A 25,928-nucleotide genomic window follows, 5' to 3' on the forward strand; every position below is an offset into this window, starting at 1 on the left:
TTAACATGCGCTATGTTAAGCAAACGTTAACAAAACCAAATATAACAATAATCAGTGACTATCTATTTCACTGATAAACAACTACTTAAACTCTTTTGAGTTTTTAATAAATCTTAAATCAATTCTTAAAAAATTGCAAAAGATTCAGGGTTGAACTGTCATGCTTGCCAATTTCTGGGTTTTCAATATCGGAGAGTATATTTTTAGCAAGTTGCTTGCCCAGTTCAACACCCCATTGATCATAGCTGAAAATGTTCCAAACAATACCTTGGACAAAGATTTTATGCTCGTACAATGTAATTAAAGAACCAAGGGTTTTAGGGGTCAATTTTTTGATGAGTATGGTGTTGGTTGGCTTGTTTCCTTCAAATACTTTGAAAGGCAGTAACAACTCCAATTCTTCCTCTGAAATGTTTTGTTTTTCCAACTCTTCTCTAACTTCTACCGAGGTTTTCCCATTCATTAATGCTTCTGTTTGAGCAAAAAAATTGGCCATTAACTTATTATGATGATCTATATCGCCATGCAATGGTTCTTTAAACCCAATAAAATCTGTAGGGATAAGTTTTGTTCCTTGATGAATCAACTGGAAAAAGGCATGTTGTGAATTTGTGCCCGGTTCTCCCCAAATAATTGTACCTGTTTCATACTGAGTGCGGGTGCCCGCTCTATCCACACTCTTACCATTACTTTCCATAATGCCCTGTTGCAAGTAGGCAGAAAAACGATTTAAATATTGGGTATATGGAATAATGGCCTCGGTCTCGGCCCCATAAAAGTTATTGTACCATACACTGAGCAAAGCCAAGATCACAGGAATGTTTTCTGAAAAAGGTGCTTCCTTAAAATGGACATCCATTTGATTGGCCCCCTGCAAGAGCTCCTCAAAATTTTCATATCCAACAGATAGCGCAATGGAAAGGCCAACAGCGCTCCAAAGTGAAAAGCGACCTCCAACCCAGTCCCACATTGGGAATACGTTTTCATCCGCTATTCCAAATTCCTGGATTTTTTGTGTGTTGGTTGAAACTGCAGCAAAATGCTTGGCAATATCATTTTGTGAACCATGCTTCAAAAACCATTTTTTAATGGTAAGGGCATTGCTAAGCGTTTCTTGGGTGGTAAAAGTTTTGGAAACCACAACAAATAAAGTGGTCTCAGGGTTCAACTCTTTTAATATTTCATGGACATGATCACCGTCAACATTGCTAACAAAGTGAGTTTTTAAATGATTTTGATAGAATTTGAGGGCCTCTGTGACCATTGCAGGGCCAAGGTCCGACCCTCCAATACCTATGTTCACTATATCTGTAAAAGGCTTATTGGTATATCCTTTTCTTTCTCCTGAAATCACAGATCTTGAGAAATCCTTGATTTTTTCTTTTACTTGATAAACTTCCTTGACAATGTTCCCTCCATCCACAAATACCTGATCATCTGCTTTGGAACGAAGCGCCGTATGGAGAACTGCACGTCCTTCGGTTTGGTTTATCAATTCTCCATTAAAATAGCTGGAAATTGCATCTTTTAATCCTACCTCATCTGCAAGTTGCAATAAATGGGACAAGGCTTGTTCGTCAATTCTATTTTTGGAATAATCAACGATAAAATCATTCCAGAGCAAAGTAAACTTCTTTCCGCGACTCAAGTCCGAAGAAAACAGTTCTCTGAGATGTACGTGTTTGGTTTTTTTATAGTGTTCCGATAATTTTTTCCAAGCTTCTGTAGTGGTAGGGTTTATTTTGGGCAATATCATTTTATGGGTTGAGTGTTAGTTGGTCTCCTTCTAGCTCTGGTTCAGGAATTACATATTCAATACAATCCAATTGTATTCTTAATGGATCTATATGCTCCATGTAATTGGCCTTAAGGGAATCTGCAATAGGTTCTGCTGATGGTAATTTTTCACGCAAGGGATCTACTTGTCTTCCGTTTTTCCAGAATCGATAGCAAACATGCGGGCCTCCTGTATTTCCCGTCATTCCAACCCAGCCAATAACATCTCCCTGCCTAACAAATTCTCCTCTTTTCACCTTTTGCTTTTTCATATGAAGGTATTGAGTGCTATATGTCCCGTTATGTCTGATTTTCACATATCTTCCGTTTCCTCCTCTTCTTGTAGACTCAGAAACAGTACCATCTGCAGTGGCGATAATAGGTGTACCAACTGGTGCAGCATAATCTGTTCCTTTATGTGGTCTTACTTTATATCCGTAGTATGCTATTCTGCGCTTTAGATTGTATCGAGACGATAATCGATATCCAAATTTTATAGGAGCCCTTAAGAAAGTGCTCCGCAAATTATTAGCGTCTTGGTCATAGTAGTCTAGAATATTCTTAAGTGAATCGGTTACGTAAGGAAACGCGTATATTGGCGTCCCTTTATGCTCAAACAAAGCTGCTTTTAGCGGGCCACGACCTGCATATACACTATCGTTGATAAAGTGCTCGTCATAAATAACCTTGAACTTATCTCCTTTTTCCAACCTAAAAAAGTCAATGGTCCAGGCATAAATCTCAGATAGGTCAATGGTCACATTATAGTCTACACCAAGCTTATCCAAAGTTTCAGAAAGGTTGTTTTCTATAACACCGGCAACTTCACGTTCAACCGCCCTTACCGTTCTTCTTCCTTTATAGGCATAGGCACTACTGTCCCTAAAATCAACAACAGTGTAGTTGATTTTATCGTTTTGGTATATAAATACTTCAGCTGCTTCTGCGGTATCTTTTGATTTTAAAAGAAGATAGGGTTTGCCCACCATTACTTTTCTAACATCAAAAGTATCTTTATAGTTCTCTGATATGGAGTATATTTTGGGATACTCAACCTTATTTTTAAGCATGAGTTCTCCAAAAGTCTCTCCTCTTTTTATGGTATCATACTCGGTATTGAAATTATCCAAATTGAACCCAAAATGTTTTACTATAGGTTTTTGAACCGGTTCTTTTGGCTCCAATTGTTGTACCAACTCTTTCTTTTCTTTGCAAGACACCAAAACTATTAGTGCCAAGATTGCCCCAAAAAATCTTTGCATTGTAACTATTTATTTGCGGGATTAAATATATGATCTACCCATTGTTTTCCCCATGCATCCAACTCTTCTTCTGTATACAAAGTTGGGAAAAATATTATTTTCTGAAAACTCGGCGGCAAAAAGTCCTTCCAATTTGTGCCTCCGGTAGCTTCTACTTGTTTATTTCCTTTTGCCAAATACCTATGCGCAGAGCCCATATGCATTAATGGCCAATTTACATTGGCATTCACGTCCAAATCCTTTAAAGACTTGATCAATGTTTTATTTTCTCTTGATTCTTCAGGCAATTGAAGGTATTTAAGATAAATATTACTGTTTTTGACTTGATTGGATATTCTCAACAGCCTGGGGGTATACCGAAATTCAAATTGCTTTAAAGTGAGCGTTTTCTCCCCTGTTGTTAAATCGGTAGCTCCTTTTTTCCAGTAAATGTGCTCAAAGAGCTCTTCAACGCTGTTTTTGGCCGAAAAGGATTTTCGCTCCGAAAAATGAACCAAATTTTCCAAAGGCGTTGAATAAATCTCAATCATTCGGTATTGGGCAGATTGGAATCCGCTTGCCGGCAACAATGCCATTCTATACCTTAAGAATTGCTCTCGTTCCATTCCCTTGATCATAATGCCAAAGGATGAAATAAGTGCTTTAAAATAATTGTTGATCCGGTTAACCTTTTCTATGAAAAAATCCAGATCTTGGGATTTATCCTCTACTATTTGTTTTTGTTCATGCAAAATCAGCTTAAAGTAAAGCTCTGTTATCTGATGATACATGATAAAGATCTCTTCATCCGGAAAATGGGTTCGTGGCACTTGAATACTTAATAGTGTATCCAAATGGATATAATCCCAATAAGTTAGGTAACGTTGATAAAGGAGTCCGTCAAGGTAAGAACTTAGGTCTTGTCCAGAGTTTTTGTACTTTTCTTCAAGCTTATTGATTTGGGACTCAATTCGCTCATCATTCTTCATTCAAACTATCTCATTATTATTTTAAACTGGTTTCTGAGCCCGTTATAGGCATCCAAATCTGCTTTTAATGATCCAACCGCCAAATCGGCCTTTATTCTCACCGGAATTTTATTCAAATCATTAGAAACCCAAAGCGTAAGGCTTTCTTTTTCTTTAAAAACTCGGCCAGATTGTACCACGGGCCTAAATTTAAGACATTCTACTTTGCCAAACTTGGTGCGTATGACTTCTTTTCCCAAAAATTTCAACTTAAATTTATAAACTCCATCATCATCAAACAACATATCCATATCTATAGACTTTCCTACTTCAAATTCATCCAAGTCATATTTATTTCGCAAATGATAGGAAGCAGACAACAAATCTTGAATATCATCCTGCACGGGAATCTCCATTTGTTTCCCATTTTTATTGTCCTTTAAAATAGCTTTATCCTCATTGTAAAGGAAGTCTATTTCTATATCCTTAGTATAACCGCCTTCATTTATTTTTCTAATAAACCGGTAGGGCTTCCCATCTCTTTTTCCAAAATAACTTTCGTAGGTATCATCTACTTTAAAAAATATACTTGCAAAGCCCGTAGTTTTTCCTCTTCCAACCACATGATATACCGGGACACTGTCCATAGTATCATTACTGAGTTGAAGAGTGGCATAACTGGCATTTAAAAATCCATAGTGTATGCGAAACTTTAACCATTCCCCCGCTTTGAAGGCTGGACGCTTATTTTGCGCCATTAAGGGCATGACAAGTAGAAGGGCAGAGATGGTTAAAAATTTTTTCATAGCTCTTTATATCAGTATAAAATTACTAAAATCGCTTTTGAGGTTAATCAGTTTACATTTACTTAAACAAAACTTGTTCCAAAATATTATAAATAAAAAAAGCCCAGTTGTACAACTGGGCTTTTCCTAAATAACCAACCAAACTTTAAATTATGAAAAACCAATACTTAAAGTTATAAGGGAACCACCCCTTATGTGACGTAAAGATACATCAAGGTTTTGTAGGAAAATAAGTTTTTAACGGACTTTAACTATTGATTTTTCATATTATAATGGGCTTAGTAAATATTTGGCAATCCATTAAGAAAAAACCCTTGTTTTTTATGGTTTTTATTTGTTCGTATTGGGTAAAATCCACAATTGGTTCTCTTTGCAAAATTTGACAGAGGTTTTAGTCTTAAAAAATACTTGGAATCAATCAAAACCAATATCCAACACTGAAGAACACATTGCTATTGCTATTTTCCGGTGACCAAGAATAATATATTTGCACAGGGCCTAAAAAGGATTCCAGACCGTAACCTATACCATAACCAGAAAAACTTGGCTCTGTAAACCAATCTCCTGTTCGGAACAAATCATCTGCAACATTGGCAAAATTTGCTGAAAACAAAACATGGTTTTTAGAAGCAAATTCATAATCCAGTCTTCCATACGCTTTTACAAAACTGTTCCCGGGCAGGCTTAAAAAATCGTATCCAAAGAATGGTATAAAATTGTTCACAAAATCATTGCCGTATCCTCCAAGGATAAAGTCAAAAGATTTTACACTAGATGTTCCCAACTTAACACCGCCTTCCGCCTCCATATTGAGGCTCAAATTATGAAACAACGGAATCACAGTGCCCAATCTGGCTTTTCCTACAGAAAACTCCCTAAAATTGTCATTAAAATCTGAGGAGAAAAGGTAAAAATGAAAATCGCTATCAAAGTACAATCCTTTTGTGGGAAAATACTTGTCATCATAAGTGTCTAGAGTAATCTTTCCATAGGTGCTGAAATAATTGGAATTATCAAAAAATGTCCTATCCGAATTCGTAGGCAAAAAACTTCCTTCATTTCCTTCTTCGAACTGATTCAAGGTTCTAGTACTATAACGTAAAAGCTTATGTTCTGCCCCAAGTGTAAATGCAAACTCTTCTTTCAACACAGTCTGTAGATATACTTGATTTGTCAAATCTGTCACATCCAAAGTAATGCTTCTAATATTAGGGTCATTAGGCACATCAAAATTTGAACGTATCAGTTCAAAGTCAATTTCTTCATCAAAATCCGTGAAGTTTGATGTGACTCCAAAGCTCCAATAAAACCCCTTGTCCATGTAATATTCCATATTGTACCTAATATGGTCACCAAGAATAAAATCGAATGATGCAACATCATCTTTGAGCAGAAAGTTTTTTTTGGTAAGATTGATCAAAGCAGCGCTCTTGTACAAATCGTCATAATGCGCAGACATCTTTATGAACATCTTTGTTGGGTCTTCCTTAAGCTTTAATATAAGATCTGTTCCCAATCCGTTTGATACCAGTTCATATCGAATTGTTTTAAAGTTTCCCGTGGCAGATAAGTTGTTGATTCCTTGCTTTAATTCATCAAATGAAATTTTCTCAGCTAGATTAAATCGTAGTTTTCCTTTGATATAGCCCCTTGTATACCTGTCATTTCCTTCAATAATCAATCGGTTTACGGTAAGGCTATCTTTTGTTCGAATTCTTTTTTGTGAGACAACAACTCTGTTTTGTTTTTGGGCAACCTCCACCAATTCGGGCAGTTTTTTATATGCTGCGCTCTCTCCAATTTCAACAATTTCAAGAGAACGATCAAAATCGATGACAGAATAATCATCAATATCCGGTCTAATATAGATATTGGTTTCCTTCACCTTGTTCTTCATATCATTTACTGTCCTATAATTGTTGATTTGAAGAAGGATTTCAGTTGCAGAGGACAAGGATTCCCTAGTGGATAATCCGTGTTGTACATCTACCCCAATAATTAAATCGGCCCCCATTGCTTTTACTTCTTCAATAGGATAGTTATTTACCACACCACCATCTATTAAAATTTCTCCTTCTATTTCAGATGGTTCAAAAAGTGAAGGAAATGTTCCACTGGCCATAATGGCTTCAGGAAGATACCCTCTATCCAACAGGACCCTTTCTCCTGTTTCCACATTTGTGGCAATACACAAAAAAGGAATGGGCAATCTTTTAAAATCTTGAACGTCCTTTACATGGAATAATAACCTTACCAATTCATTATAGATGTTCTGCCCTCCAGAAATTGCCTGTGGAAAGGATACATTAAAATTTGTGAATGGTAAGCCCAACGCGTAGCGTTCAGAGTCGTCTTTTTCGTAGAATGTCTTGGCTCCTCTTGGAACGTTATCCTGAATAAGCTTAGAAAAATCTGTTACCCTAAAAATAGAATCCAGTTCCATTGCGGAATAACCAGAGGCATACAATGCTCCCACTATTGCCCCCATACTGGTTCCTCCTACATAATCAATTTTTATTCCAGCCTCATCAATCACTTTAAGTGCACCAATATGTGCCAATCCTTTCGCTCCTCCTCCACTTAGCACAAGACCAACTTTAGGTGTCCCTTTTGTTCCATCAACTTGTGAAAAACCCAAAAGCCCTAAAAAAACAAACAATACTGTGGTTATTATATTTCTCATGTTCGTTTTGTTAATGGAAAGTTTTATAAATTTTTTTTGCTTTTGCCATACCAACTGATTCGGCAAGGTTTTCAATGGTTGCTTCCTTAACTCTTTTTACCGATTTGAAACTTTTCAATAACTGCTCTGCAGTTTTTTTGCCAATTCCTTCAATATTCTCTAATTCCGAATCAATTGCTTCCTTACTTCTTTTGTTACGATGATGGGTAATTCCAAATCTATGCGCCTCGTTCCTAAGCTGCTGAATGATTTTTAAAGTCTCCGATTTTTTATCCAAATATAAGGGGATAGGGTCTTCTGGGAAATAGATTTCCTCTAAACGTTTAGCAATTCCTATAATGGCAATCTTTCCTCTCAGCCCCAAAATATCCAAACTTTTTAATGCCGAAGATAGTTGACCCTTACCTCCATCAATAACAATAAGTTGCGGCAGAGGTTCATCTTCATTTACAAGTCTTTTGTACCTTCTGAATACTACCTCTTCCATACTTGCAAAATCATCAGGGCCTTCAACTGTTTTTATATTGAAATGTCGATAATCCTTTTTTGATGGTTTTCCGTCCTTAAAGACCACACATGCCGCCACCGGATTGCTTCCTTGAATATTGGAATTATCAAAACATTCTATATGGATGGGTTCTAAAGATAGCCTTAAGTCAGCTTTCATCTGTGCCATAATTCTTTTGGTATGCCTATCCGGGTCCGTTATTTTTATTTGCTTGAACCTGTCCTGTCTAAAAAACCGGGCATTCCGTTCAGAGAGCTCTATAATCCGCCGCTTATCCCCTAATTTAGGCAAAGTGACCTTCAGGCTTTCTTCTACCATTACCGGAAATGGCAAATAAATTTCCTTGGACTGGGATTTGAATCGTTGTCTGATTTCGGTAAGGGCCAATTGCAACAATTCTTCATCCGTCTCCTCAAGCTTCTTTTTTATTTCCATGGTATGTGATCGTACAATGGCGCCGTGCGAAAGTTGCAGAAAGTTCACATAGCCATGGGTCTCATCAGAAATTATGGTAAACACATCAACATTGTTGATCTTTGGATTGACCACCGTTGATTTAACCTGATAGTTTTCCAGAGTCTCTATCTTATCCTTGATTCTTTGGGCTTTCTCATATTCCATCTTGTTGGCCAGTTCTTCCATTTGGGCCTTGAAGAATTGTTGCGAACTTTTAAAATTTCCTTTTATGATCTGCCTAATATCTTCAATCTGTCTTTGATAATCTTCATCTTCTTGGAAAGCTTCACATGGCCCAAGACAATTTCCCAAATGATATTCCAAGCACACCTTATATTTCCCAGCTGCAATCTTATCTTCGGAAAGATCATAATTACAGGTTCGCAAAGGATATAGGCTTTTGACCAAATCCAATAAAGTTCTTACCGTCTTCATACTCGTGTAAGGCCCAAAGTATTCAGAGCCATCCTTGATTAATTTTCGCGTAGAGAAAACTCTCGGAAACCGCTCCTTTTTAATACAAATCCAAGGATAAGATTTATCATCTTTTAACAAGACATTATATCTGGGCAACAGTTTTTTGATAAGATTGTTTTCCAAAAGCAGTGCATCAGATTCGGTAGGAACCACAATATGCTTAACCGAGTGTATCTTTTTTACCAGAACTCTAGTTTTTCCATATTCATGCTTTTTATTGAAATAAGAAGCCACCCTTTTCTTAAGATTCTTTGCCTTGCCCACATAAAGAATCTTATCGTTGGAGTCGTAGAATTGATACACCCCTGGATTACTAGGCAAAGTACTTATCTGAACACTTATGGATGAAGGATTGGGCATATGATCAAAAGAAAATAAACTCTAAACAAAAGTAGTTTTAATAATAACGTTTTTTTATCAAAATTGAGCTATCACTTCTATGGTTTAACCTTTATTTGATTTTGATATATACATTCCAAAGGATGGTTGCTTTTTCTTACAAAATGCCGTTACGGCTGTTTCAATTCTTAAAAAGGCAAGTTTTTTGTTTTTTTTATTTGTTTGTATGGCTATGGGAATTTTAAACAAATTTTGAATAAATCACCTCATTATCAATCATTTAAAAAGAGTTTATTTCAAAATAAATCCTTAAGAAAACCCATCGCCTTGTTAAACTGTTATTAAAAATTATGCGTTTCATCGATTAAAAATGCATTTCATGGTGAATTTTTCAATTCTTTTACCTACATTTAACCGTATAAATACAATTCTATGGAGAACTATGTTATCGTTTTGGGAATGTATTTGATTTTGATGCTTTTTTTCAAAATCTTTTTCTCTGTATCAACTAAGGAGTAAAAAAGTTTCCCAAAAACGCCACCCCAAAATTTTCAACACTAGATGTTGAAACATGAACTAAGAAAGAAATATAAAGATTTGAGAGAAGGACTTGGTTTTTCTATCATATCGGATTATAGTATCCTTTTAGCAAATCATGTACTTCAAATCCCTATTTGGGATTTTTTTTATTTCCATATCTTTTTAAGTATTGAAGAAAATAAAGAGGTAGATACTCTTCCACTGATTACTCTTTTGCAAGGAAAAGACAAAAATGTAGTCGTTCCAAAAGTAGTCAGCAAAAACTCAATGGAAAATTATTTGCTAACCGATAATACTGTCTTCAGAAAAAACAAATGGCACATTCCTGAGCCTGTAGATGGAATTAAAATTCCAGAAACCCAAATAGATGTAGTTTTTATGCCCTTATTGGCTTTTGATAGAAAAGGAAACAGGGTAGGTTATGGTAAAGGGTTCTACGATAATTTTCTTCACAAATGTGGAAACCAAACTCTAAAAATTGGACTATCCATTTTTGAAGCTGAAGATAGCATTGATGACATCCACGAAAATGATGTACCCCTTGATTATTGCATTACCCCAAAAAGAGTTTATAAATTCTAACTATTTGACTCCTCTTTAATTTGCTTTGGGAAAGCTTTTTTGTTGAATACAATTAAAATCCCGACTCCTGTGCTTATCGCCGTATCAGCAATATTAAAGACGGGTTCAAAAAACCGAAAACTTTTACCGCCAACCGAAGGAACCCAGTCTGGCCATGTAGTATCAATCAATGGGAAATATAACATATCCACAACTTTGCCATAAAACAGTTTCCCATATGGCTCTTCGGTAAATAAAATAGCTACCTGTCCATTGCTATGATCAAAGATCATCCCGTAAAATACGGAATCTATAATATTACCCAATGCCCCAGCAAAAATCAACGAAACGGCTAAAATCAGCGTTTTAGGAGATTGCTTCTTAATTATATCTCTTAACCAATAGCCAATGCCCAGAATGGCAAAAAGTCTAAATATGGTTAAAAACAACTTTCCAGAAGATTCAGAAATTGGCAAAAGGTCGCTCAACTTAGTTCCCCAGGCCGCTCCCTCATTTTCAATAAAAAGGATTTTAAACCAGTTAAAAACATCAAAAGATTCACCCAAAACAAAGTTTGTTTTGACATATATTTTGCTAATCTGGTCTACAAGCAGGACCAATACAATGATTATTAGGGACTTTTTTAGATTCATAAGTTTAAAAGAGATTGCGCAAAAGTATGGATATTATTTTGTTTTCTTGAGACGAATCGTCCCCTCTATTGTGTTCAATTTGTATAAGTTATGCCCATTGGGAATATTTTCTTCCAACACTTTGCCATACGTACTTTTGGCAACAATATTTCCGTTTGAAGTCATAAGCAAAATATCTCCTTTCTGTGTAGTGACTTCAACGGTTTCCGCAACATTATCAATAACACATCTTCCATCGGACAGTTTTACTTCCAAATTCTTGTATTTTCCATTGACCAAAACGTTACTATTGGTCCCATAGACTAAAACTTCTCTATATTCTGGCAGTATTATGTCCAATGCAATAGAAATGACCTTATGGGCACTTAACTTATCATTGGGGTTAGAAAAATTAGGTTGAAATCCTGCACTGATCAACATGGTAGCACCACTTTCCTCCATATTGACCAATAAATCTTTAGAATACTCCCCTTCAATACTTGCCATTACCCTAACTTCTTTTGTGTTTGAAGTATGAAGCTTAACATCATAACAATGTTGGGAGTCAATTTGAATGTATTCCGTTTCTGGATTGATCAACGCCTTTTTGACCAATTTTTGGCCATGTAGCTGCGCAAAAGCAAAAAATCCCAGAAAACAGTACAGGGTTTTCATAAACAAAAAACGCCCAAGGGCGTTTTTATTATTTCTGCATGTTCTTTGCCTCAATACTGAGGGTAGCATGCGGAACCAGTTTTAAGCGCTCCTTATTGATGAGCTTTCCGGTTACACGGCAAATACCATAGGTTTTGTTCTCAATACGAAGCAAAGCGTTCTTAAGGTCTCTAATAAACTTTTCTTGACGAATTGCCAATTGTGTGTTGGCTTCTTTGCTCATGGTCTCAGAGCCTTCCTCAAACGCCTTAAAGGTAGGCGATGTATCATCCGTTCCATTATTGCCATCGTTCATATAGGAACTCTTCAAAAGCTCTAAATGCTTTTGGGCCTTTTCCATTTTTTCTTCAATAAGTCCTCTAAATTCTTCTAAGTCTTTATCCGAATATCTTACTTTTAAATCTTGTGCCATGTTCTAATGTTTTTGGATAAACAATTTTGTATTCACTTCATCGAAGGCTATAGCGACACCTTCTTCTAGTTTCTCTTCAAAATTAAGTTCTGCGGTCAAGGTTTCTGTTTTAATGTATTCTTCATTACTGGAAACCGCATTTTCCACAAAACCGTCTTTCAATATTTTAATATCAATTTTATCGGTCACCTCAAATCCTGATTCTTTTCTCAAATTTTGAATCCTATTGACCAATTCTCTCGCAATTCCTTCCTTCCTCAGGTTTTCATCTATGGTAACATCGAGGGCAACTGTTAATGCTCCAGAGCTTGCCACCAACCAACCTTCAATATCTTGAGAGCTGATGTCCACATCAGATAACTGTAAAATAATACTTTTATTTTCCAATACAAGCATTAATTCGCTTTCGCGTTCAATTTTTTGGATATCGTCCTGTCCCAATTGATTTACAGCAGCAGCTATCGCTTTCATATCCTTGCCAAATCTTGGTCCCAAAACTTTAAAATTGGGTTTTATCTGCTTTACCAAAATACCGGATGCATCATCCAACAGCTCTATTTCCTTTACATTTACTTCTGATTTGATCAGGTTGGAAACTGCTTCAATGTCCTCCTTTTGTTCATTGTTCAAAACAGGAATCATGATTTTCTGTAATGGCTGGCGCACTTTTATCTTTTCTTTTTGTCGGATTGATAATACCAACGAAGATATTTTTTGGGCCAACTGCATTTTACGCTCCAGTTTTTTGTTGATCATTTTCTCATCAAAAACTGGAAACTCTGCCAAATGCACACTCTCAAAACCATCTTTTTGGGTAGTGGTGTCCAAATCTTTATACAACCGTTCCATAAAGAAAGGTGCTATAGGTGCTGATAATTTGGCAATTGTTGCCAAACAGGTGTGGAGTGTTTGGTAAGCCGATATCTTATCTTGTTGATAATCTCCCTTCCAGAATCGCCTTCTGCTCAAACGAACATACCAATTACTCAGGTTTTCCTGCACATAATCTGAAATCATACGTGCAGCCTTCGTTGCCTCATAATCGGTATAAGCCTCATCCACCTTTTTGATCAGCGAATGAAGTTCCGATAGAATCCATTGGTCAATTTCCGGCCTTTCCGTTAATGGAATATTTGCCTCGGAATAAGTAAACTCATCAATATTGGCATAAAGCGCCATAAAAGAATATGTGTTGTACAAAGTGCCAAAAAATTTGCGCTTTACCTCTACAATACCATCAACATCAAATTTGAGATTGTCCCAAGGATTGGCATTGGAAATCATGTACCAACGCGTGGCATCTGGGCCATGTTCCGGCAATACCTTAAATGGATCTACGGCATTCCCCAATCTTTTGGACATTTTCTTGCCTTCCTTGTCCAAAACAAGTCCGTTGGAGACTACATTTTTGTAGGATACAGTATCAAAAACCATGGTAGCAATGGCATGCAGGGTATAGAACCATCCACGTGTTTGATCTACACCTTCCGCAATGAAATTGGCCGGAAAGGCGACTCCATCATCTATCAATTCTTTGTTTTCAAACGGATAATGCCACTGTGCATAGGGCATGGAACCACTATCGAACCAAACATCGATCAAATCAGATTCTCTTTTCATTGGTTGCCCAGACTGTGAAACCAAAGTAATCTCATCTACTATATTTTTGTGCAAATCGATTTTGTCATAATTGGACTCGCTCATATCACCCACCACAAAATCTTCGAAAACGTCTTTTGCAAGCACCCCTGCATCAACGGCCTTGCTCATTTCCGATTTCAATTCTTCAACAGAGCCAATTAGCATTTCCTCTTTGCCATCTGCTGTACGCCAAATAGGCAAAGGAATACCCCAATAACGGGAACGGGAAAGGTTCCAGTCGTTTGCATTGGCCAACCAGTTTCCAAAACGTCCCTCCCCGGTAGCTTTGGGTTTCCAATTAATGCTTTGGTTCAGCTCAAACATACGGTCCTTAACATCTGTGACCTTAATAAACCAAGAGTCCAATGGATAATATAAAATAGGCTTATCGGTACGCCAGCAGTTAGGATAACTGTGCACATATTTTTCAACCTTAAAGGCCTTGTTCTCAATTTTTAGTTTGATGGCAATTTCTACATCCACCGATTTCTCGGGAACTTCATCATCGGCATAGTATTCGTTCTTTACGTATTTACCGCCAAACTCCTTCATTTCAGGTCTAAACTTACCTTGAAGGTCAACCAATGGAACTGGATTGTTATTTTCATCTAATACCAACATAGGCGGCACCTCTGGTTTAGCCTGTTTTGCAACCAAGGCATCATCTGCACCAAAAGTGGGTGCAGTATGCACAATTCCAGTACCATCTTCTGTGGTTACAAAGTCCCCAGATATAACTCTAAATGCGTTTTCAGGGTTTTGGTAGGGTTGCGCATAATCAATCAATTGCTCATATCTTATCCCTAGCAAATCTTCTCCTTTGCACTCCGTTGCAACTAAGAATGGTATCTTCTTATTCTCTTTGGTGAAACTGGAAAGCACCGAAACATCTTCCGTTTCTTCATATTTGCCTCCAAATTGTTTTCCAACTAAATTTTTGGCAAGTATAACATGTACAGGTTCAAAAGTATATTGATTGTATGTGGCCACCACCACATAATCAATTTTAGAACCAACTGTTAGGGCCGTATTACTTGGAAGTGTCCATGGGGTAGTCGTCCATGCCAAAAAATGTAAATGGTCAAACCTTTCTAAGAATTTGGGCAATGTGCTTTCATCGGCCTTAAATTGGGCTGTTACCGTGGTATCTGTAACGTCTTGGTAAGTCCCTGGTTGGTTCAACTCATGGGAGCTCAGTCCTGTTCCCGCCTTTGGCGAATAGGGCTGTATGGTATACCCTTTATACAGCAACCCTTTATTGTAAATTTGTTTGAGCAACCACCAAACGGATTCCATGTATTTGGGTTTGTAGGTAATATATGGGTCATCCATATCCACCCAATACCCAATTTTTTCGGTCATCTCGTTCCAGACATCCGTATAGCGCATCACCGCTTTTTTACAGGCAGCATTATATTCCTCTACTGAAATCTTCTTTCCAATATCTTCCTTCGTGATTCCCAATTCTTTTTCAACACCAATCTCAATGGGCAATCCGTGGGTGTCCCATCCGGCTTTACGTTTTACCTGATATCCTTTCATGGTCTTGTACCTTGGAAAAATATCTTTTATGGTACGGGCCATTACGTGGTGAATTCCGGGCATCCCATTTGCAGATGGTGGTCCTTCGTAAAACACATAGCTTTCCTTACCCTCTCTTGTGGAAACACTTTTTTCAAAAATCTGTGCATTCTTCCAAAAGTCAAGAACCTCTTCTGAAACTTTTGGCAAATCCAATCCTTTATATTCTGCAAACTTCATATGTACTGCTACTTCTTCAAGAATTCCAAGTTTGCAAAATTATAAATTTAGCTGGAATAACAGCCTTGTGAACATGGTATTTAGATTTCCTTAATATGCTTAACCTAAAGATGATACCCCTAAAATCGCCATTTATGTTAAAATCCATATCTTAACACCTTTAACACTAAACCATTTTTAAGATGAAAAGAGTATTTATTGCAATTATGGCATTGTCTTTATCAATGTCCACAGTGGTATCTTGTAAAGAAGCTACCAACAAGGCAAAAGAGGCTACCGAAGAGGCTGGAGAATCGCTTGAAGAAGCCGGCGATAACTTAAAAGATGCTGCCAATGATGCGGTTGATGCAGTAAAAGAGGCCGGTGACGAAGTTAAGGAAGCCGGAGAACAGGCTTTGGACAGCATTAAAAAAGCAGGAGAAGAAACTTTGGACAAAGCCAAAGAAATGGGAGAGGATATAAAGGATGCAGCCAATGAAACAGCAAATGACCTTAAAAAGGTAGCTGAAGACACTAAAGACAAGTTAGAAAATTAATTTTCCTTGCATTCAATTAAAAAAGCCCGACGTCTGTCGGGCTTTTTGTTTAAAAAGTATACCCTATGCCCAAAATCAAGTTAATCCCAGGAGCTACAATCCCAGAGGAATAGGTCCTGTAGCGTTGATTTGTTATATTCTCCAAACTCATAGTTGCCTTTACAGCATTAGATATACGATATTGAGATCTAAAATTCAAGGTATACCATGAAGGAGAAAATGGGTTTCCGTTATCATCAATAGCGTAAATATATGTTTTACCTCTTTCAGACAAAGCTAAATTGGCATAACTGATTTCTCCATTATAGTTCAGAAATGCATCTGCTCTAAATTTTGGGTTTTTCCAAACTAGATGGATGTCCCCAAAAACAGGCGCAACATGTCTTGCCGGGGAATCAGTCCCGTCATCATCTTCCTCAGTACCTTCAGTAAGTGTCAAATTTGATGATAGTGACCAGTTTTCATTAAAAAAAGCTTCAAAACCCAGTTCAAAACCATATACATAGGCTTTCGCCGCATTTTGAATAGCTTGCACATTGCTCAATTCACCGTTGTACAAAATTTCTGTTTCGCCATTAAACGCATAATTCCTGCGCACTAGAGCATCCACTAAATAAGTATAAAAAGCTGCTCCATTTAAAACCAATTTATCTTTAAAATTCTTTCTGACACCTATTTCCCCATTGTAAGCATATTCAGGCTCCAAATCTGGGTTGGGCACAACTACAGAACCTGGTTCCGAATCAAATATCTTACCGATATCATCAATATTAGGTGCTCTAAATCCGGTAGATCCATTCAAGGTAATCTGGAGATTGGCCTTAGGAAACCAACTAAAACCCATACTTCCGGTAAATGCACCGGTTATTAGGTCTGCTTCATCAAAAGGAAAAGGATAGAACGTTTTATCAAATTGGGCGTCTACCCAAACCTGGCTATAGCGCGCACCAGATAATACTGTGAAATTGGGCTTTAATTGATATTCTCCATTAACATAACCTGCAAAAGTCTGCCATGTGGCCCCATCGGGGTAGCGAGAAGCCGCAATAGAAAATTCATTTGTTTCAATGTTATTTTGACTTCCTTCGGAATTCACCTTGTTGAAAATGTACTCTGCCCCATAATACAATCTCAAATCTCCGATTTTTTTGTTTTCAAAATCCAAGTTTACGGATAATGCATTGACTTTTTCCTTGGTCGTGAACAGCTCTACATCTTGAAACCCCCTATCGCTACGACTTTCCTCAAAATGCTGGTAGGCCACCGTCAACTTCACCCCATCATAAAACTTATTTTGTCCTTGCTTGGTTATCTGGAAATTGCCCATTAACCATTTCTGTGGACCATAAAACCATTCAGCAGACCTAAGTCCATCACCAGAACTATTTGGACGTATTAACCTATCGTATCTAGGATAATCCGAAGTTTCTGAATAATACAGTCCCAAATCATAATTCCAAGAGCTATTGGGCTTATAAGTAAATTTTTGAAGAAAATTGATTTGATCATAGCCCGACCAAACTTGTTTTCTAGGGTCATTATTGGTCATTAAAACATCGGTTCCATTTTCACGAACTACGTAATTGTTTCTCAGATAAGAATCGAGTCCATTCTTTCCCATGACCAAATCGTCAAAGTTGTTGTAGGTAAAACTCGTATAGGAAGCCCACTTCTGTTGTCCAAGATTAAAGTCGATATGTGCTGTATTCTCTTTATTGGCAGAAGCGAATCTATAATTCACATTTCCAGAAAAAGTAAGACTGTCCGTAAAAGAAAATCGAGGTTTTTGGGTAAAAAAGTTCATAACTCCTCCAATGGCATCGCTTCCATAAATTACAGACCCAGGGCCAAAAATCACTTCAGTATTTTTTATTGTAAATGGATCAATGGAAATCACATTCTGAATGTTTCCTCCTCTAAAAATGGCATTGTTCATTCTAACCCCATCCACGGACAACAATAGTCTATTGGTAGCAAAACCCCTGATCAAAGGGCTTCCCCCTCCCAATTGACTCTTCTGCACAAAAACTTTCCCGCTGTTTTGTAATAAATCTGCCGAGGTTTGTGGATTGGTAAAAGCTATAGATCGGGCATCTATGGATTCTATCTTTTGTGGAACATTCTTTTTTTGCTGCTCCCATTTAGAGACAGACATAACAACTTCCTTTAATTCCTCTGGTCTAAGGTTTAAATAGATCCTATTTCCCTTTCTTTCTATCTGCGCCTTGGTAGCATTGTAGATTTCATAACTGATATGTCTAAATGTAATCCTCTCGTTCTTTGAAAACACACGAAGGTCACTTTTTCCGTTAAAATCCGAAACGGCCGTTTTGGACCTATCCTTGTTATATATTGCAATATTAGCAACAGGATTACCTGTATCTGCATCCAAAACAGTTACTTCTTGGGCACACACGGTGAGGGAGAGCATTAAAAAAAAGAGGGCAAAACCTGTGTTGCGCATATTATCCGAAAACTGCATTTAAAACGGCCAAAGACTTGGGTTTCCTAAATCCGTGCAAATGTAATTCAAAATACAGAATAACTTTTCTTAGGAGTTCTTGTCTTTGGGTCTTGTTTACCTTAATTGTCTGTAATGCATCAAAATTTATGCCCAAAAATTTCTTGAAATGTTCCAGGTTTTCACTTTCAATCAATGGGTTCAATGTTGGTGTTCCGGTAAAACTTCCTTCTAACAAATCAAAAAATGAAGCATTTTCATGGGTAGTATCTGGATAAAACCCTAAATACATGGTCAGGTTGAGCAAAAAAAGTAAATGAAAGTTTGGTGTTGATGGGTTTTCATCCAACCAATGCAATGCATATTCCAAATAGTTAAAAAGACTCTTGTCCTCTTCCTGCTCTTGAATACTATTGCCCAGCATTTCTGCCAAAAAAAGAACCATGCTGTTCTTCACAATGTCTGTATGAAGTGTTTTATAGGGCATAGCCACCTTTACCTCCCTTATACTTTCTAAAGTCCCTTTATTTCTATGGTTGACCACCATTTCCAATTGCATCAATGGAAGAAAATAAGCTGCTTTCAGCTTTCCTTTTTTAGAGGTCAAAATACCTTTGAGCAGATAAGATTTCAATCCGTCAGATTCCGTAAATGCTTTTACAATAAGGCTGGTGTCCCCATATTTTAATGATGAAAATATTATGGCCTTGGTAGTAATTTGCATTTGGAAATCTAATAACTTTTGGTAACCGCCTTTATTTAATGCTTCGACAAGCTCAGCATGACATTTATTGAAAATATAAGAATTGAATCAAGATAAAAAAAGTGGACGATTGAAAATCAACCGCCCACTTTTTAATTTTAATATTTGGTCAATAGCTTAAATAACTCCTTGCGCCAACATGGCATCGGCAACTTTTACGAAACCAGCAATATTGGCTCCTTTTACATAATTGCAATAACCACCATCTTCTTTTCCATATTCTATGCAAGAATCATGAATGTCGCCCATAATTCCTTTCAATCTATCATCAACTTCTTCTCTAGTCCAACTGATTCTTAGTGAGTTTTGCGACATTTCCAATCCAGATGTTGCAACTCCGCCGGCATTGGAAGCTTTTCCAGGGGCAAACAATATTTTAGACTCATGGAAAGCATGAATTGCTTCAGGTGTTGAAGGCATATTTGCGCCTTCTGCCACAGCAACACAGCCATTCTTTATCAAAGTGGTGGCATCATCACCATCAAGCTCATTTTGAGTGGCACAGGGCAAAGCTACATCACAAGGTACTTCCCAAGGTGTTTTCCCTTTGTGATATTCTGCAGAAGCGTATTTATCAGCATATTCCGAAATTCTTCCCCTTCGGTTATTTTTCAAATCCATGACAAAAGCCAGCTTTTCTTCATCAATACCATCCTTGTCGTAGATATAACCGCCTGAATCAGAAAGAGTTAATACCTTTCCTCCCAAGTGCATTACTTTTTCAGCAGCGTATTGGGCCACGTTTCCAGAACCTGAGATTACTACGTTTTTACCTTCAAAAGATTTCCCTTGGGTTTTCAGCATACTGTCAGCAAAATAAACAGTACCATAACCGGTTGCTTCTGGACGAATCAAAGACCCTCCCCAAGAGCGTCCTTTTCCTGTCAACACCCCAGTAAACTCATTTCTGATTTTTTTATACATCCCAAATAGGAATCCTATTTCTCTTGCACCAACACCAATATCTCCTGCGGGAACGTCGGTATTAGGACCGATGTGCCTGTTCAATTCCAACATGAAAGCATGGCAAAAACGCATTACCTCATCATCTGACTTTCCTTTGGGGTCAAAATCGGAACCTCCTTTACCTCCGCCCATGGGCAAGGTTGTCAAACTATTTTTAAAGACCTGCTCAAATGCTAAGAATTTTAATACACTTGCATTCACCGTTGGGTGAAAACGGAGACCTCCTTTATAAGGACCAATTGCGGAATTCATTTGTATACGATATCCGCGGTTTACGTGAATCTCTCCTTGGTCATCTACCCAAGCAACTCTAAATGAAATCAATCGCTCTGGTTCTACCATTCTCAAAAGAATATTCTTCCCGTGGTAGATATCGTGTTTTACAATGTACGGGATAACGGTTTCCGCTACCTCTTGTACCGCTTGGATGAATTCAGGTTCATGACCATTTCTGGCCACAACCTCATCCATAAATGCTTTGATTTTTGCTTCCATAAAACGGATTTGTAGTTTGAGTTTCCCACATTTTTAATGTGGGTCAGTTTTAATGAATTATAAATTAGACGGCAAAATTATGGTATTTACATAATTTAAACCCCTGTTTTTTAAAAATTTTTCAAAAAACAATTACCCAATAGCTTGTTCTAAATCAGCTATTAGGTCATCTACATCCTCAATTCCTACACTCAGTCTAATTAGGGAGTCGACCACTCCGCTTTTTTCACGTTCTTCTTTGGGAATACTGGCATGGGTCATGCTTGCAGGGTGACCAGCTAAACTTTCCACACCGCCCAAAGATTCGGCAAGGGTGAAAACTTCCAGTTTTTCCACAATTTTAATGGCTTCTTCGTAGCTACTCCCTTTAGGAACAAAGGAAATCATTCCGCCAAAATCATCCATTTGACTTTTGGCCACATCATGATTGGGATGGTTCTCAAATCCAGGCCAATACACTTTTTCAATCTTCGGGTGCTTAACCAAGTATTCAGCAATTGCCTTACCATTATCGCAATGCCGCTGCATACGAACATGTAAAGTCTTGATTCCGCGAAGCGTTAAAAAACTATCCATTGGTCCGCAAACGGCTCCACTGGCATTTTGGATAAAATAGAGTTGGTCCGCCAAATCCTTATTCTTTACAACCAAAGCTCCAACCACAACGTCACTATGCCCACCTAAATACTTGGTGGCCGAATGCATTACAATATCAGCTCCAAGATCTAATGGCCGTTGTAGGTATGGCGTAGCAAAAGTATTATCAACCGCCAAAAGCAAATCATGCTTCTTAGCCAAATCAGACACAGCTTTTATGTCAATTACATTCATCATGGGATTAGTAGGGGTCTCCACCCAGATCAATTTGGTCTTGTCGTTAATATGTTCCTCAATAGCATCAACACTTTGCATGCCTACAAAATGAAACGTAATTCCATATTTTTCAAAAATCTGCTTGAACAAACGATAACTACCCCCATACAAATCGTTGGTGGAAACCACTTCATCACCTGGGTTCAACAATTTTATCACGGCATCCATAGCAGAAAGTCCACTTGCAAATGCAAGTCCATAAATGCCATTCTCAATACTGGCCAAAGCATTTTCCAACGCCGTTCGGGTTGGGTTCGCGCTCCGAGAATATTCAAAACCTTTATGTCCGCCCGGTGTGGTCTGCGCATAAGTCGATGTTTGGTAAATAGGAGGCATCACCGCTCCATATGCTTTATCGGGATGTTGTCCCCCATGAATCGTCTTACTGTTGAATTTCAAATCTTTTTTGCTCATTTCTTCTAAATCTACATACAAATGTATCGTTATCTTTTGGAGTAATCAATCATGTCTTATTTTTGAAGACCCTAAAACCTCTCCTTATGAAAAAAGCGTTCTACTTACTCCTCTTAACTCTGCTCATCCTTGGTTGTGAAAATGGTAACAAACTTACTTTTGAACCTATCCATATATCCAATGAAACATGTGCTGACTGCCCCAAAATAAATGTCAACATTCCTCGGGCTTTGGACGAAACCAATTTATCTGACCAAATAAATTCCACCTTAGAAGAGGAAATTATTTTCCTTTTGTCTTTTGACGATGGACAAGAAACCTCATCTATTGATGATGCCATTAATTCATTTACAAATAGTTTTAAGGAGTTGAAGGCCAAATTTCCGGATGAGACGGCTGGCTGGGAGGTCAAAGTGGAAAGTGACGTGGCTTATGAAGATAATGATATGCTTACTTTGGAATTCAACGCTTATTCTTTTACGGGGGGAGCACATGGATATAGTTCTGATTCATTTTTAAATTTTGACAAACGAAAAGGTAGTGAGTTGGAAAATTGGGAGCTTTTTGAAGATTTGGAAGGATTTTTAAAATTTGCCGAAACCAAATTCCGAATCCAGGAAGATATCCCACAAGATGAAAACATCAATGCTACCGGATTTATGTTTGAAAGAGATACTTTTCACTTGTCGGAAAATGTGGGTTACACCTCTAAAGGCGTTTCATTGATCTACAATCAATATGAAATAGCTTCTTATGCCGATGGCCCAATCACATTGATCTTGCCCTACGCTGAAGTGAACAAATACTTAAAAAGAAAAGTAAAGCTTTAATTTGCTTTCAACCCACATACTTTTAAGGTTGAATGCAAAAATTAAGTTAAGACATATCTACTTTTTTAGATATATAAATATTTATATATCTTTGTGCTATGGACATTGTTGAAATCAGTAAAGTATTGTCAAACAAAACCAGGGTGAATATTCTAAAGTGGTTAAAGAATCCGGAAGCAAATTTTCCGCCACACCAGGATATTGATCATTTTGATGACGGGGTTTGCGTTGGGAATATCCAAGATAAAACTGGATTGTCTCAATCCACTATTTCAACATATTTAAACTCCATGCAAAATGCCAATTTGGTTATTCCAACACGACATGGCAAATGGACCTATTATAAAAGGAATGAAAAAGTGATCAAAGCATATGTGGAAAGTTTAAAGCAAGATTTATAATTTTTTCTTTCCACGTATCGATATTTAGCGAAATATAAATTTGAAAAAATGGAAAATTGTATCAACAGTAACTGTATTGACGAAGTTTCAATACCTCAAAAGCAATACAACTTGGTAATAAGACGAGTTACAAACTTCCTAAACACTTTTACCATTGAGGGCGCGGAAGAACTATCAAAAACTAAATAAAAAGCAATGAAAACTATAGGTTTAATTGGCGGGATGAGTTGGGAATCCTCAAAAATATACTACCAACATATCAATGAAATGGTTAGGGAAAGATTAGGAGGTTCGCACTCGGCCAAAAGCATTCTCTCCTCGGTAGATTTTGATGAAATTGAGCGGTTCTCATTTTCCAATGACTGGGATAAAATTGGAAATATTATGGCTGCCTATGCCAAAAACTTGGAAAAAACCGGGGCAGATATGGTAGTACTGTGTACAAATACTATCCACTTGGTCAGTGATGCTATAACCAATACGGTAAGTATTCCTTTTTTACATATTGCCAATGCCACAGGAGAGGCAATCCAGAAAAAGGGACTAAAAAAAGTGGGGCTTTTGGGAACCAAATTTACCATGGAAAAGGATTTCTACACCAAAATATTGGAAGAACAATTCGGTTTAGAAGTTCTTATTCCGAATATTGAAGATATGGACATCCTTCAGGATATCATATATAACCAACTGGTTAAAGGGGTCTTTACAACGGAAGCCAAGGAAACCTGTATCAAAATCATTAAAAAGTTAGAGGAGAAAGGTGCACAAGGTTCCATTCTGGGATGTACGGAATTACCCATTTTAATTCCTTCACACGAAGTAGATATCCCTACGTTTGATACTGCAAAAATACATGCCCAAAAAGCTGTGGATTTTGCGCTTTCTTAATACGAAATCAACCTAATACATGTCCTTTGTTGCTTAAAATAGATTTATTTTGCAAAGTAGAATATAACCCAGAAAAATTTCACAAATGCAACGTTTCAATCTAAACAACAAGACGTTCTCGCTGCTTGAAAATTCTGAAAACGGAAAAGTTAATTCTGATACCGTGTTTAGATATCAACAAGAGGATGATCTTGTAACGGCAGAATATGACGGAGGGACCATTCGATATGGAAAAATAATAGCCCAAATTGATCAAGATAAGTTGGAAATGCTCTATCAATGTATAACCGTTGATGGGGAACTGAAAGCTGGGAAAGCAAATGCGCAAATACGAGTTGATCAAAACAATAAAATCCATTTACATTTGGACTGGGAATGGTTGGGAGATTCTTCAAAAAAAGGAATCTCTGAATACATAGAAAACTAATAAAACCCGCTTAAATTAATTCAACACCCTATGAAAAAAATCTACCATTTGGCCAGTTGCTCCACTTGTCAACGCATTTTAAAAGAACTTGAACCTTTGAACGGAGTTGAATTGCAAGAAATAAAGACAGCATCCATTACTCCTGGGCAATTGGATGAAATGAAAAATCTGACTGGAAGCTATGAGGCTTTGTTCAGCAGAAGAGCTATGCTTTTCCGACAAAGGGGACTCCACGAACAGCAACTGTCTGAAGATGATTTTAAAAACCTCATCTTGGAACATTACACCTTTCTAAAAAGACCCGTAACCATTATTAACGACCAGATTTTCGTTGGAAATTCTAAGAAAGTGGTCGAAGCTGCAAAAGAGGCACTACATTCATGAGTAAACGAACCCTAGCAATCTTAGCCGCTCTTGGGGCCACAATTATCTATGGTATTAATCACACTGTTGCCAAGGGTGTTATGCCCGATCATGTAGGAGCTTTTGGCTTTATCATGCTTCGCTTGGGTGGAGCCACCATACTTTTTTGGGCGATTTCTATTTTTGGACCTAAGGAGAGAATCGAAAAAAAAGATTGGGGCCGAATTCTTCTGTGCTCTCTCCTTGGTATGGCCATAAATATGTTGGCGTTTTTCAAGGGACTTGAGTTATCTACCCCAATCAACAGTTCGGTATTGGTTACCATTACACCCATTATGGTTGTAGCGTTATCTGCATTCTTTATTAAGGAACGTATAACTTGGAACAAGGGACTAGGGATTTTTATGGGATTCATTGGCGCTTTGGGATTGATATTATTTGGCGCTGAGATTAGACAGGATGCACCAAATATTCCTTTGGGCAATGCCCTATTTGTGGTAAATGCAACAGTGTACGGGTCTTATTTGATTCTGATAAAAAAACTGATAGAAAAGTATCACCCCTTCACTTTAATGAAATGGCTATTTACTATAGGGTTAGTTCTTGCTTTTCCTATTACCCTTCCCGAATTTTTAGAAATTGAATGGCTGAATATGCCCGTCTGGGCTTATGGTGTAATCGTCTTTGTTGTAGTTGGTACTACTTTCTTAACATATCTTTTTAATGTGTTTGCCCTTACTGAACTTAAAGCATCCACCGTAGGTGCGTTCATATACCTGCAACCATTAATAGGAATTCTATTTGCACTTTTTTCCGGCAAAGATCATCTTACTTTGGTAAAAATCTTAGCAACCGCTTTGGTTTTGCTCGGGGTATATTTAGCAAGCAAAAAGCCAAAGCCCCGCTCATAAATTGGTTGACATCAAATTTACCATCCAAGTTTAGCATACTCCAAACTAAGCTTGGGAGCAACCGTTAACCTATATAGGTCATTCATTTAAAAATATGGCCTCTCTATCAATTTTGAATGGCAAA

General features: G+C 37.5%; 22 protein-coding genes. 8 read left to right on the forward strand and 14 right to left on the reverse strand.

Annotated elements, in window-relative coordinates; genetic code table 11:
* Positions 1-118: 118 nt before the first annotated feature.
* The 6 genes from pgi to uvrC all read right to left on the reverse strand — a co-directional run bounded on the left by pgi (position 119) and on the right by uvrC (position 9,275).
* Positions 119-1,756 carry a glucose-6-phosphate isomerase gene (gene pgi / locus CRO15_RS02005; protein ID WP_097044102.1) on the reverse strand — a complete coding sequence of 546 codons (1,638 nt, stop codon included), beginning with the start codon at positions 1,754-1,756 and terminating at the stop codon, positions 119-121.
* Between the two features lies 1 nt (position 1,757).
* Positions 1,758-3,038: a M23 family metallopeptidase gene (locus CRO15_RS02010; protein ID WP_097044103.1), complete on the reverse strand. Its 1,281-nt coding sequence runs from the start codon at positions 3,036-3,038 to the stop codon at positions 1,758-1,760.
* A gap of 5 nt (positions 3,039-3,043) precedes the next feature.
* Complete coding sequence (locus CRO15_RS02015) at positions 3,044-4,006, reverse strand: tryptophan 2,3-dioxygenase family protein (RefSeq protein WP_097044104.1); 963 nt, start codon at positions 4,004-4,006, stop codon at positions 3,044-3,046.
* A gap of 5 nt (positions 4,007-4,011) precedes the next feature.
* Complete coding sequence (locus CRO15_RS02020) at positions 4,012-4,791, reverse strand: DUF3108 domain-containing protein (RefSeq protein WP_097044105.1); 780 nt, start codon at positions 4,789-4,791, stop codon at positions 4,012-4,014.
* A gap of 418 nt (positions 4,792-5,209) precedes the next feature.
* Complete coding sequence (locus CRO15_RS02025) at positions 5,210-7,474, reverse strand: patatin-like phospholipase family protein (protein WP_097044816.1); 2,265 nt, start codon at positions 7,472-7,474, stop codon at positions 5,210-5,212.
* Between the two features lie 10 nt (positions 7,475-7,484).
* On the reverse strand, positions 7,485-9,275 hold the full coding sequence (gene uvrC / locus CRO15_RS02030; RefSeq protein WP_097044106.1) for an excinuclease ABC subunit UvrC: 1,791 nt from the start codon (positions 9,273-9,275) through the stop codon (positions 7,485-7,487).
* Between the two features lie 540 nt (positions 9,276-9,815).
* On the opposite strand from uvrC, the gene CRO15_RS02035 reads away from it, so the two are divergent.
* Positions 9,816-10,376 carry a 5-formyltetrahydrofolate cyclo-ligase gene (locus tag CRO15_RS02035; protein WP_097044107.1) on the forward strand — a complete coding sequence of 187 codons (561 nt, stop codon included), beginning with the start codon at positions 9,816-9,818 and terminating at the stop codon, positions 10,374-10,376.
* Here the strand turns inward: CRO15_RS02035 and CRO15_RS02040 are convergent.
* The 4 genes from CRO15_RS02040 to ileS are packed head-to-tail and all read right to left on the reverse strand — an operon-like array spanning position 10,373 to position 15,476.
* Positions 10,373-11,008, reverse strand: coding sequence for a lipoprotein signal peptidase (locus CRO15_RS02040; RefSeq protein WP_097044108.1), 636 nt, complete (start codon positions 11,006-11,008; stop codon positions 10,373-10,375). The two genes, CRO15_RS02035 and CRO15_RS02040, sit on opposite strands and share 4 nt — an antisense overlap.
* Before the next feature lie 33 nt (positions 11,009-11,041).
* On the reverse strand, positions 11,042-11,662 hold the full coding sequence (locus CRO15_RS02045; protein ID WP_097044109.1) for a DUF4097 family beta strand repeat-containing protein: 621 nt from the start codon (positions 11,660-11,662) through the stop codon (positions 11,042-11,044).
* Between the two features lie 28 nt (positions 11,663-11,690).
* Positions 11,691-12,074 (reverse strand): TraR/DksA family transcriptional regulator, encoded by a 384-nt coding sequence (locus tag CRO15_RS02050; RefSeq protein ID WP_097044110.1) that lies wholly within the window; start codon positions 12,072-12,074, stop codon positions 11,691-11,693.
* A gap of 3 nt (positions 12,075-12,077) precedes the next feature.
* On the reverse strand, positions 12,078-15,476 hold the full coding sequence (gene ileS, locus CRO15_RS02055; protein ID WP_097044111.1) for an isoleucine--tRNA ligase: 3,399 nt from the start codon (positions 15,474-15,476) through the stop codon (positions 12,078-12,080).
* A 182-nt stretch (positions 15,477-15,658) separates the two neighbouring features.
* On the opposite strand from ileS, the gene CRO15_RS02060 reads away from it, so the two are divergent.
* Positions 15,659-16,012 (forward strand): hypothetical protein, encoded by a 354-nt coding sequence (locus tag CRO15_RS02060; RefSeq protein ID WP_097044112.1) that lies wholly within the window; start codon positions 15,659-15,661, stop codon positions 16,010-16,012.
* 49 nt (positions 16,013-16,061) lie between these two features.
* On the opposite strand, the gene CRO15_RS02065 is transcribed toward CRO15_RS02060, so the two are convergent.
* The 4 genes from CRO15_RS02065 to CRO15_RS02080 all read right to left on the reverse strand — a co-directional run bounded on the left by CRO15_RS02065 (position 16,062) and on the right by CRO15_RS02080 (position 21,984).
* The gene (locus tag CRO15_RS02065; protein ID WP_097044113.1) at positions 16,062-18,494 is read right to left on the reverse strand and encodes a TonB-dependent receptor; all 2,433 of its coding nucleotides are present in this window, start codon (positions 18,492-18,494) and stop codon (positions 16,062-16,064) included.
* Entirely contained in the window at positions 18,478-19,197 is a 720-nt protein-coding gene (gene recO, locus CRO15_RS02070; protein WP_097044114.1) for a DNA repair protein RecO, read from the reverse strand. The genes CRO15_RS02065 and recO overlap by 17 nt, the downstream gene beginning before the upstream one ends.
* A 156-nt stretch (positions 19,198-19,353) precedes the next feature.
* The gene (gdhA, locus tag CRO15_RS02075) at positions 19,354-20,697 is read right to left on the reverse strand and encodes an NADP-specific glutamate dehydrogenase (protein ID WP_097044115.1); all 1,344 of its coding nucleotides are present in this window, start codon (positions 20,695-20,697) and stop codon (positions 19,354-19,356) included.
* Positions 20,698-20,829: 132 nt separating this feature from the next.
* Positions 20,830-21,984 carry a cystathionine gamma-synthase gene (locus tag CRO15_RS02080; protein WP_097044116.1) on the reverse strand — a complete coding sequence of 385 codons (1,155 nt, stop codon included), beginning with the start codon at positions 21,982-21,984 and terminating at the stop codon, positions 20,830-20,832.
* Positions 21,985-22,070: 86 nt separating this feature from the next.
* Here CRO15_RS02080 and CRO15_RS02085 point away from each other — a divergent pair, with 86 nt between their 5' ends.
* From CRO15_RS02085 to CRO15_RS02110, 6 genes are all read left to right on the forward strand, one after another.
* Positions 22,071-22,814, forward strand: coding sequence for a DUF3298 and DUF4163 domain-containing protein (locus tag CRO15_RS02085; RefSeq protein ID WP_097044117.1), 744 nt, complete (start codon positions 22,071-22,073; stop codon positions 22,812-22,814).
* A 98-nt stretch (positions 22,815-22,912) separates the two neighbouring features.
* Positions 22,913-23,215, forward strand: a complete 303-nt coding sequence (locus tag CRO15_RS02090) for an ArsR/SmtB family transcription factor (RefSeq protein WP_097044118.1) — start codon at positions 22,913-22,915, stop codon at positions 23,213-23,215.
* A gap of 195 nt (positions 23,216-23,410) precedes the next feature.
* Positions 23,411-24,103, forward strand: a complete 693-nt coding sequence (locus CRO15_RS02095) for an aspartate/glutamate racemase family protein (protein WP_097044119.1) — start codon at positions 23,411-23,413, stop codon at positions 24,101-24,103.
* An 85-nt stretch (positions 24,104-24,188) separates the two neighbouring features.
* Entirely contained in the window at positions 24,189-24,530 is a 342-nt protein-coding gene (locus CRO15_RS02100) for an avidin-fold protein (RefSeq protein ID WP_097044120.1), read from the forward strand.
* A 30-nt stretch (positions 24,531-24,560) separates the two neighbouring features.
* On the forward strand, positions 24,561-24,914 hold the full coding sequence (locus tag CRO15_RS02105; protein ID WP_097044121.1) for an arsenate reductase family protein: 354 nt from the start codon (positions 24,561-24,563) through the stop codon (positions 24,912-24,914).
* Entirely contained in the window at positions 24,911-25,804 is an 894-nt protein-coding gene (locus tag CRO15_RS02110; protein WP_097044122.1) for a DMT family transporter, read from the forward strand. Before CRO15_RS02105 ends, CRO15_RS02110 begins: the two co-directional genes overlap by 4 nt.
* The last annotated feature ends 124 nt before the right edge of the window (positions 25,805-25,928 follow it).

It is taken from the genome of Flagellimonas pacifica (assembly GCF_900215465.1).
Classification (GTDB): Bacteria; Bacteroidota; Bacteroidia; order Flavobacteriales; family Flavobacteriaceae; genus Flagellimonas; species Flagellimonas pacifica.